This is a genomic window from Bradyrhizobium sp. 23, from assembly GCF_023073295.1.
Classification (GTDB): Bacteria; Pseudomonadota; Alphaproteobacteria; order Rhizobiales; family Xanthobacteraceae; genus Bradyrhizobium; species Bradyrhizobium canariense_D.
The window spans coordinates 435,797-443,449 of record NZ_JADPJF010000064.1 but is presented as its reverse complement, the minus strand read 5'-3'; the positions used below and the strand labels follow the sequence as shown (position 1 = coordinate 443,449).

Below are 7,653 nucleotides of genomic sequence, written 5' to 3'. Positions count from 1 at the left end.
GGCGCTGCCGGCCGCCGCGATCGCCGCCGCCACCAGTCTCACCTTCGGCCATTCTCTTGTCCTGGGCCATCGGATCGTGCTCGAGGATCTCGCCCTTGAAGATCCAGACCTTGACACCGCAGGTGCCGAAGGTCGTGAACGCGGTCGCAACCCCGTAGTCGATGTCTGCGCGCAGCGTGTGCAGCGGCACGCGACCTTCGCGGTACCACTCCATGCGCGCGATTTCCGCGCCGCCCAGACGTCCCGAGCAGTTGATGCGGATGCCTTCCGCACCGAGACGCATCGCTGACTGCACGGCGCGCTTCATGGCGCGGCGGAACGCCACGCGGCGCTCCAGCTGCTGCGCGATCGACTCGGCCACCAGCGTCGCATCGAGCTCCGGCTTGCGGATTTCGACGATGTTGATGACCACGTCGGACGCCGTGATGTCCGCGACCTTCTTGCGCAGCTTGTCGATGTCGGCGCCCTTCTTGCCGATCACCACGCCCGGACGAGCCGAGTGGATGGTGACGCGGCACTTCTTGTGCGGACGCTCGATCACGATGCGGGCAACGGCTGCCTGCTTGAGCTCCTTGTGCAGGATCTCACGAATCTTGACGTCCTCGTGCAGCAGCTTGCCGTATTCCTGCTTGCCGGCGTACCAGCGGGAATCCCAGGTCCGGTTGATGCCGAGACGCAGACCGATCGGATTGATCTTTTGACCCATCGTGTTCTCCTGCGTCCCTTAAGCCGCTGCTGCGGCTTCGACCTGACGAACGATGATCGTCAGCTGTGAAAATGGTTTGTAGACACGGCCCGAACGGCCACGGCCGCGGGCGGCAAAGCGCTTCATCACGAGGCCGTTGCCGACGAAGGCCTGCGCCACGACGAGATCGTCGACGTCGAGGTCGTGGTTGTTCTCGGCGTTGGCAATAGCCGATTCCAGGCACTTCTTCACGTCAACCGCGATCCGCTTGCGCGAAAACTGCAGGTCGGCGAGCGCAGCAGCCGCCTTCCGGCCGCGAATGAGCTGGGCGACCAGGTTGAGCTTCTGCGGGCTCACCCGCAGCATCCGGGCGACCGCCTTGGCCTCGTTCTCGGCGAGGCTCCGTTCGCGCTTAGGTTTGCTCATCGTTTAATCCTCAAGCCTTCTTGGCTTTCTTGTCCCCGGAGTGGCCATGGAAGGTGCGGGTCGGCGAGAACTCGCCGAACTTGTGACCGACCATTTCCTCGTTGACGGCCACCGGCACGTGCTTCTGACCGTTGTAGACGCCGAAGGTCAGGCCGACGAATTGCGGCAGGATCGTCGAGCGACGGCTCCAGATCTTGATGACGTCGTGACGGCCGGACGAGCGCGCGGCATCTGCCTTCTTGAGCAGAGAACCCTCGACGAACGGGCCTTTCCAGACTGAACGAACCATGTCCGGCGTTCCTTACTTCTTCCGCTTGTGGCGGCTTAGGAGAATGAATTTGTTGGTCGACTTGTTGGAGCGGGTCTTCTTGCCCTTGGTCGGCTTGCCCCACGGAGTAACCGGGTGGCGGCCGCCCGAGGTACGACCTTCACCACCGCCGTGCGGATGGTCGATCGGGTTCATCGAAACGCCGCGGTTGTGCGGCTTGCGGCCCAGCCAACGGTTGCGGCCGGCCTTGCCGATCGACGTGTTCATGTGATCCGGGTTCGACACCGCGCCGATCGTGCCGCGGCAACGGCCGTGCACCAGGCGCTGTTCGCCCGAGTTCAGGCGGATGATCACGTAGTCCTGGTCGCGACCGACGAGCTGGGCATAGGTGCCCGCGGAACGGGCGAGCTGGCCGCCCTTCCCGATCTTGACCTCGATGTTGTGGATGATCGTGCCGACCGGCATGTTGCCGAGCGGCATGACATTGCCCGGCTTCACGTCGACATAGTTGCCGGCGACGACGGAATCACCGACGGCCAAACGCTGCGGCGCCAGGATATAGGCCTGGGTGCCGTCTTCGTACTTGACCAACGCGATGAATGCGGTGCGGTTCGGATCGTACTCCAGCCGCTCGACCGTCGCGGGCGCATCGACCTTGTCGCGCTTGAAATCGACGGTACGCAACGTTCGCTTATGACCACCGCCGCGGAAGCGCACGGTGATGCGACCGGTGTTGTTACGGCCGCCGGAGGAGTGCTTGCCTTCGGTGAGCGCCTTGACCGGCTTGCCCTTGTAGAGGGCCGAACGATCGACCATGACCAGCTGGCGCTGGCCCGGCGTCGTGGGATTGAATGTCTTCAGTGCCATCGTCGTACGACCTTACAGACCGGTGGTCACGTCGATCCGGTGACCCTCTTCGAGAGTCACGATCGCGCGCTTGGAGTTCGACTGCGAGCCGAGATTGCCACGGAAGATCTTGGTCTTGCCCTTGCGGACCAGCGTGTTGACACTCTTGACCTTGACGTCGAACAGCTTCTCGATCGCTTCCTTGATCTGCGGCTTGGTCGCCTTGGCGGCCACCTTGAACAGCACCTTGTTGTGCTCCGAGGCGATCGTGGCCTTTTCGGTCACGACCGGCGACAGGATCACGTCGTAGTGGCGAGGCTCGATGTTCTTCGTCATTTGAAGCGCGCCTCCAGCGCATCGATGGCGGCCTTGGTCAGAACAAGCTTCCGACGGCGCAGGATGTCATAGACGTTGATGCCCTGGATCGGCAGCACGTCCATGTTCGGGATGTTGCGGGCCGCAGCGGCGAAGCCGTTGTTGAGCTCGGCGCCGTCGACGATCAGCGCGTTGGTCAAACCCAGACCGGAGAAATGACCGAGCAGCGCCTTGGTCTTGGCAGCTTCCAGCGCGGCCTTGTCGATCACGATGAGATCGCCGTCCTTGGCCTTGGCCGAGAGCGCATGCTTGAGGGCGAGCGCACGGACCTTCTTCGGCAGGTCGGTGGCGTGCGAACGCACCACCGGACCGAAGGCACGGCCACCTCCGCGGAACTGCGGCACCCGGGCCGAGCCGTGACGAGCACCACCGGTACCCTTCTGCTTGTACATCTTCTTGCCGGTGCGCCAGATCTCGGCGCGGCCCTTGGCCTTGTGCGTACCGGCCTGGCGCTTGTTGAGCTGCCACTGCACGCAACGTGCAATGATGTCCTGGCGCGGCTCGAGGCCGAAAATGGTGTCGGAAAGCTGGACCGAGCCGGCTTCCTTACCTTCGAGGGTCGTGACCTTCAATTCCATCTCACGCCTCCTGCGCAGCCGGAGCAGCGTCCGCTTCGCCAGCAACCTTGAACTTGCCGGGCTTCGGAGCTTCCTTAGGCAGCGGCTTCTTGACGGCGTCGCGCACGCGGATCCAGCCGCCCTTGGAGCCGGGAACGGCGCCTTCGACGAGGATCAGACCGCGTTCGACATCGAGCTGGACGACCCGAAGGTTGAGCGTGGTGATGCGGTCGACGCCCATGTGACCGGGCATCTTCTTGTTCTTCCAGGTCTTGCCCGGGTCCTGACGGCCACCGGTCGAACCGATCGAACGGTGCGAGACCGAGACGCCGTGAGTGGCGCGCAGACCGCCGAAGTTCCAGCGCTTCATACCGCCGGCAAAACCCTTACCGACCGAAGTACCGGTGACGTCGACGAACTGACCGACGACAAAGTGGTCGGCCAGGATCTCGGCACCGACGGGGATCATCTGATCCGCGGAGACGCGGAATTCCTCGACCTGCCGCTTCGGCTCGACCTTCGCGACCGCGAACTGGCCGCGCTCCGCCTTGGGCATGTACACGGTCTTGCGGCTGCCAGAACCAAGCTGGAGCGCGACATAACCGTTTTTCTCTTCGGTGCGGTGGCCTACGACCTGGCAATTGCCGAGCTTCAGCACGGTCACGGGGATATGTTCGCCGGCCTCTGTAAAGACCCGCGTCATCCCGACCTTTTGTGCGATCACTCCGGAGCGCATCGGCGTGCTTCCTGTTCTTTCTGTCCGCTAGTGGCGAACGTGATCCAAAAATCTTAGAGCTTGATCTCGACGTCGACACCGGCGGCCAAGTCGAGCTTCATCAAAGCATCGACGGTCTGCGGGGTCGGATCGACGATGTCGAGCAGGCGCTTGTGAGTGCGCATCTCGAACTGCTCGCGGCTCTTCTTGTCGACGTGCGGCGAACGGTTGACGGTGAACTTCTCGATGCGGGTGGGCAGCGGAATGGGTCCGCGGACCTGCGCGCCGGTGCGCTTCGCCGTGTTCACGATCTCGCGGGTCGACGTATCGAGGATACGATGGTCGAACGCCTTGAGACGGATGCGAATGTTTTGGCCGTTCATTGCCGTGGTCTTTCTTCAATGGGGTGGCGAATAGCGAATAGCGAATGTCACATTCGCTATTCGCCGATCCCTATTCTCGTAATTACTCGATGATCGAGGCGACGACGCCGGCGCCGACGGTGCGGCCACCTTCGCGGATCGCGAAGCGGAGCTTCTCTTCCATCGCGATCGGCACGATCAGGTGCACTTCCATCGCGATGTTGTCGCCCGGCATCACCATCTCGGTGCCTTCCGGCAGATGCACGACACCGGTCACGTCGGTGGTGCGGAAGTAGAACTGCGGACGGTAGTTGGTGAAGAAGGGAGTGTGGCGGCCGCCCTCTTCCTTGGTGAGGATGTAGGCCTCAGCCTTGAACTTGGTGTGCGGCTTGACCGAACCCGGCTTGCACAGCACCTGGCCGCGCTCGACGTCCTCGCGCTTGGTACCGCGAAGCAGCGCACCGATGTTGTCGCCGGCCTGGCCTTGATCCAGCAGCTTGCGGAACATTTCGACACCGGTGACCGTGGTCTTCTGCGTGGCGCGCAGACCGACGATCTCGATTTCCTCGCCGACCTTGACGATACCGCGCTCGACACGGCCGGTCACGACGGTGCCGCGGCCCGAGATCGAGAACACGTCTTCAACCGGCATCAGGAACGGCAGATCGACCGGACGCTCCGGCTGCGGAATGTAAGCGTCGACCTGCTTCATCAGCTCGAGGATGGCGTCATGGCCGAGCGTCTTATCGGAATCTTCGAGGGCGGCAAGCGCCGAGCCCTTGATGATCGGGATGGTGTCGCCCGGGAATTCGTACTTCGAGAGCAGCTCGCGGACCTCGAGCTCGACGAGCTCGAGCAGTTCCGGATCGTCGACCATGTCGCACTTGTTGAGGAACACGACGAGCGCGGGAACGCCGACCTGGCGGGCGAGCAGGATGTGCTCGCGGGTCTGCGGCATCGGACCGTCGGCGGCCGACACGACCAGGATCGCACCGTCCATCTGGGCGGCGCCGGTGATCATGTTCTTCACGTAGTCGGCGTGGCCGGGGCAGTCGACGTGCGCGTAGTGGCGGTTCTTGGTCTCGTATTCGACGTGCGCCGTCGAGATCGTGATGCCGCGCGCCTTCTCTTCCGGCGCCTTGTCGATCTGGTCGTACGCGGTGAACGTCGCGCCGCCGGCTTCGGCGAGGACCTTGGTGATCGCCGCGGTCAGCGACGTCTTGCCATGGTCGACGTGACCGATGGTGCCGATGTTGCAGTGCGGCTTGTTACGTTCAAACTTTGCTTTGGCCATTTGACTCTCCGTTCAATCGTCAGTTCGAGACCGACGACAATCAGGCAAACTTCTTCTGGACTTCTGCCGACACGTTGGCCGGCGCTTCTGCGTAGTGGTCGAACTGCATGGTGAAGGTTGCGCGACCCTGGCTCATCGAGCGCAGGTTATTCACGTAACCGAACATGTTCATGAGCGGCACCATCGCGTTGATGACGTTGGCGTTGCCGCGCATGTCCTGACCCTGGATCTGACCGCGCCGCGAATTCAGGTCGCCGATGACGGAGCCGGTGTAATCTTCCGGGGTCACCACTTCGACCTTCATGATCGGCTCGAGCAGGACGGACTTGCCCTTCTGCAAGGCTTCGCGGAATGCAGCACGCGATGCGATTTCGAAGGCGAGCGCCGACGAATCGACGTCGTGATACTTGCCGTCGACGAGCTGAACCTTGACGTCGACCACGGGGAAGCCCGCGACCACGCCGGAACTCAGCACGCTGTTGATGCCCTTCTCGACGCCGGGGATGTATTCCTTCGGCACCGCACCGCCGACGACCTTGGACTCGAACTCGTAGCCCTTGCCGGGCTCGTTCGGCTCCACGATGATCGACACTTCCGCGAACTGTCCGGTACCGCCGGTCTGCTTCTTGTGGGTGTACTTGACTTCGGACCTCTTGGTGACGCGCTCACGGAACGCCACCTGCGGCGCGCCGATGTTGGCATCGACCTTGTAGGTGCGGCGGAGAATGTCGACCTTGATGTCGAGATGGAGCTCGCCCATGCCCTTGAGGATGGTCTGGCCGGACTCCTGATCGGTCGACACGCGGAAGGACGGATCCTCCGCGGCGAGCTTCGCCAGCGCCACGCCCAGCTTTTCCTGGTCGGCCTTGGACTTAGGCTCGATCGCGATCTCGATGACGGGCTCGGGGAATTCCATCTTTTCGAGGATCACCGCCTTGTCGGGATCGCACAGCGTGTCACCGGTGCGCGCTTCCTTCAGGCCAGCCAGTGCGACGATGTCGCCGGCATAGGCTTCCTTGATGTCTTCGCGGTTGTTCGCATGCATCAGCAACATGCGGCCGATGCGCTCCTTGCGGTCGCGCGTCGAATTGATGACGCCGGTGCCCGACAGCAGCGTGCCGGAATAGATGCGGCAGAAGGTGATGGTGCCGACGAACGGGTCGTCCATGATCTTGAAGGCCAACAGAGCCAGCGGCTCCTTATCGTCCGGCAGGCGAACGACCTCGTTGCCGTCTTCATCGACGCCCTTGATGGCGGGCACGTCAACCGGCGACGGCAGATAATCCACGACTGCGTCGAGCAGAGGCTGCACGCCCTTGTTCTTGAACGCCGAGCCGCACAATACCGGGAAGAACGCGCCAGTCAGCACGGCCTTGCGGATCAAGCGCTTCAACGTCGGCTCATCGGGCTCCTTGCCGTCGAGGTAAGCGGCGAGAACTTCGTCGTCGAGCTCGACGGCGGCTTCCAACAACTTCTCGCGATATTCCTTGGCCTTCTCGACCATGTCCTCGGGAATATCGATGTCCACGAACTTGGCGTCGAGCTTCTCTTCTTCCCAGACCACGCCCTTCATGCGAACGAGGTCGACCAGGCCCTTGAAGTTGTTCTCGGAGCCGATCGGAAGCTGGATCGCGATCGGCTTTGCGCCGAGGCGGTCGACGATGTCCTGCATGCACTTGTAGAAGTCAGCGCCGGTCTTATCCATCTTGTTGGCGAAGACGATGCGCGGAACTTTGTACTTGTCGCCCTGGCGCCAGACCGTCTCGGTCTGGGGCTCGACGCCCTGGTTCGAGTCGAGCACGCACACGGCGCCGTCGAGCACGCGCAGGCTGCGCTCGACTTCGATGGTGAAGTCGACGTGGCCGGGAGTGTCGATGATGTTGAGACGCTTGCCTTCCCAGAACGCGGTGGTCGCGGCCGACGTAATCGTAATGCCGCGCTCCTGCTCCTGCTCCATCCAGTCCATCGTCGCGGCACCTTCGTGCACTTCGCCGATTTTGTGGCTCTTGCCGGTGTAATAGAGAATGCGCTCGGTGGTCGTGGTCTTGCCGGCATCGATATGCGCCATGATACCGAAGTTGCGGTAATTCTCTATGGCATGAACGCGGGGCATGGAGTGTTCCTT

General features: G+C 62.6%; 10 protein-coding genes. All 10 read right to left on the bottom strand.

Translation table 11 applies throughout. From position 1 onward, the window contains the following. The coding region (rpsC, locus tag IVB32_RS17305) for a 30S ribosomal protein S3 (RefSeq protein ID WP_247410780.1) at positions 1-706 on the bottom strand (706 nt) is incomplete at its 3' end. Between the two features lie 18 nt (positions 707-724). Beyond that, complete coding sequence (gene rplV, locus IVB32_RS17300; RefSeq protein ID WP_007603022.1) at positions 725-1,111, bottom strand: 50S ribosomal protein L22; 387 nt, start codon at positions 1,109-1,111, stop codon at positions 725-727. 10 nt (positions 1,112-1,121) lie between these two features. Continuing rightward, complete coding sequence (rpsS, locus tag IVB32_RS17295; RefSeq protein ID WP_007603021.1) at positions 1,122-1,400, bottom strand: 30S ribosomal protein S19; 279 nt, start codon at positions 1,398-1,400, stop codon at positions 1,122-1,124. A gap of 12 nt (positions 1,401-1,412) precedes the next feature. Then, positions 1,413-2,246 (bottom strand): 50S ribosomal protein L2, encoded by an 834-nt coding sequence (gene rplB / locus IVB32_RS17290; protein WP_007611609.1) that lies wholly within the window; start codon positions 2,244-2,246, stop codon positions 1,413-1,415. Between the two features lie 12 nt (positions 2,247-2,258). Then, entirely contained in the window at positions 2,259-2,561 is a 303-nt protein-coding gene (locus tag IVB32_RS17285) for a 50S ribosomal protein L23 (protein WP_007603019.1), read from the bottom strand. Then, the gene (rplD, locus tag IVB32_RS17280; protein WP_247336076.1) at positions 2,558-3,178 is read right to left on the bottom strand and encodes a 50S ribosomal protein L4; all 621 of its coding nucleotides are present in this window, start codon (positions 3,176-3,178) and stop codon (positions 2,558-2,560) included. Before rplD ends, IVB32_RS17285 begins: the two co-directional genes overlap by 4 nt. Position 3,179: 1 nt before the next feature. Further along, positions 3,180-3,893 carry a 50S ribosomal protein L3 gene (gene rplC, locus IVB32_RS17275; protein WP_007603016.1) on the bottom strand — a complete coding sequence of 238 codons (714 nt, stop codon included), beginning with the start codon at positions 3,891-3,893 and terminating at the stop codon, positions 3,180-3,182. 53 nt (positions 3,894-3,946) lie between these two features. Next, positions 3,947-4,255, bottom strand: a complete 309-nt coding sequence (gene rpsJ / locus IVB32_RS17270; protein ID WP_002712302.1) for a 30S ribosomal protein S10 — start codon at positions 4,253-4,255, stop codon at positions 3,947-3,949. A gap of 82 nt (positions 4,256-4,337) precedes the next feature. Next, positions 4,338-5,528, bottom strand: a complete 1,191-nt coding sequence (gene tuf, locus IVB32_RS17265) for an elongation factor Tu (RefSeq protein WP_018456453.1) — start codon at positions 5,526-5,528, stop codon at positions 4,338-4,340. A 40-nt stretch (positions 5,529-5,568) separates the two neighbouring features. Then, on the bottom strand, positions 5,569-7,641 hold the full coding sequence (gene fusA, locus IVB32_RS17260; protein ID WP_026233180.1) for an elongation factor G: 2,073 nt from the start codon (positions 7,639-7,641) through the stop codon (positions 5,569-5,571). Between the last annotated feature and the right edge of the window lie 12 nt (positions 7,642-7,653).

Bases quoted from the DNA above. Each gene is read 5' to 3' on its own strand.
- rplB (WP_007611609.1), bottom strand. From the start codon at position 2,246: ATGGCACTGAAGACATTCAATCCCACGACGCCGGGCCAGCGCCAGCTG.
- rplC (WP_007603016.1), bottom strand. From the start codon at position 3,893: ATGCGCTCCGGAGTGATCGCACAAAAGGTCGGGATGACGCGGGTCTTT.
- rpsS (WP_007603021.1), bottom strand. From the start codon at position 1,400: ATGGTTCGTTCAGTCTGGAAAGGCCCGTTCGTCGAGGGTTCTCTGCTC.
- rplV (WP_007603022.1), bottom strand. From the start codon at position 1,111: ATGAGCAAACCTAAGCGCGAACGGAGCCTCGCCGAGAACGAGGCCAAG.
- tuf (WP_018456453.1), bottom strand. From the start codon at position 5,528: ATGGCCAAAGCAAAGTTTGAACGTAACAAGCCGCACTGCAACATCGGC.
- IVB32_RS17285 (WP_007603019.1), bottom strand. From the start codon at position 2,561: ATGACGAAGAACATCGAGCCTCGCCACTACGACGTGATCCTGTCGCCG.
- fusA (WP_026233180.1), bottom strand. From the start codon at position 7,641: ATGCCCCGCGTTCATGCCATAGAGAATTACCGCAACTTCGGTATCATG.
- rpsJ (WP_002712302.1), bottom strand. From the start codon at position 4,255: ATGAACGGCCAAAACATTCGCATCCGTCTCAAGGCGTTCGACCATCGT.
- rplD (WP_247336076.1), bottom strand. From the start codon at position 3,178: ATGGAATTGAAGGTCACGACCCTCGAAGGTAAGGAAGCCGGCTCGGTC.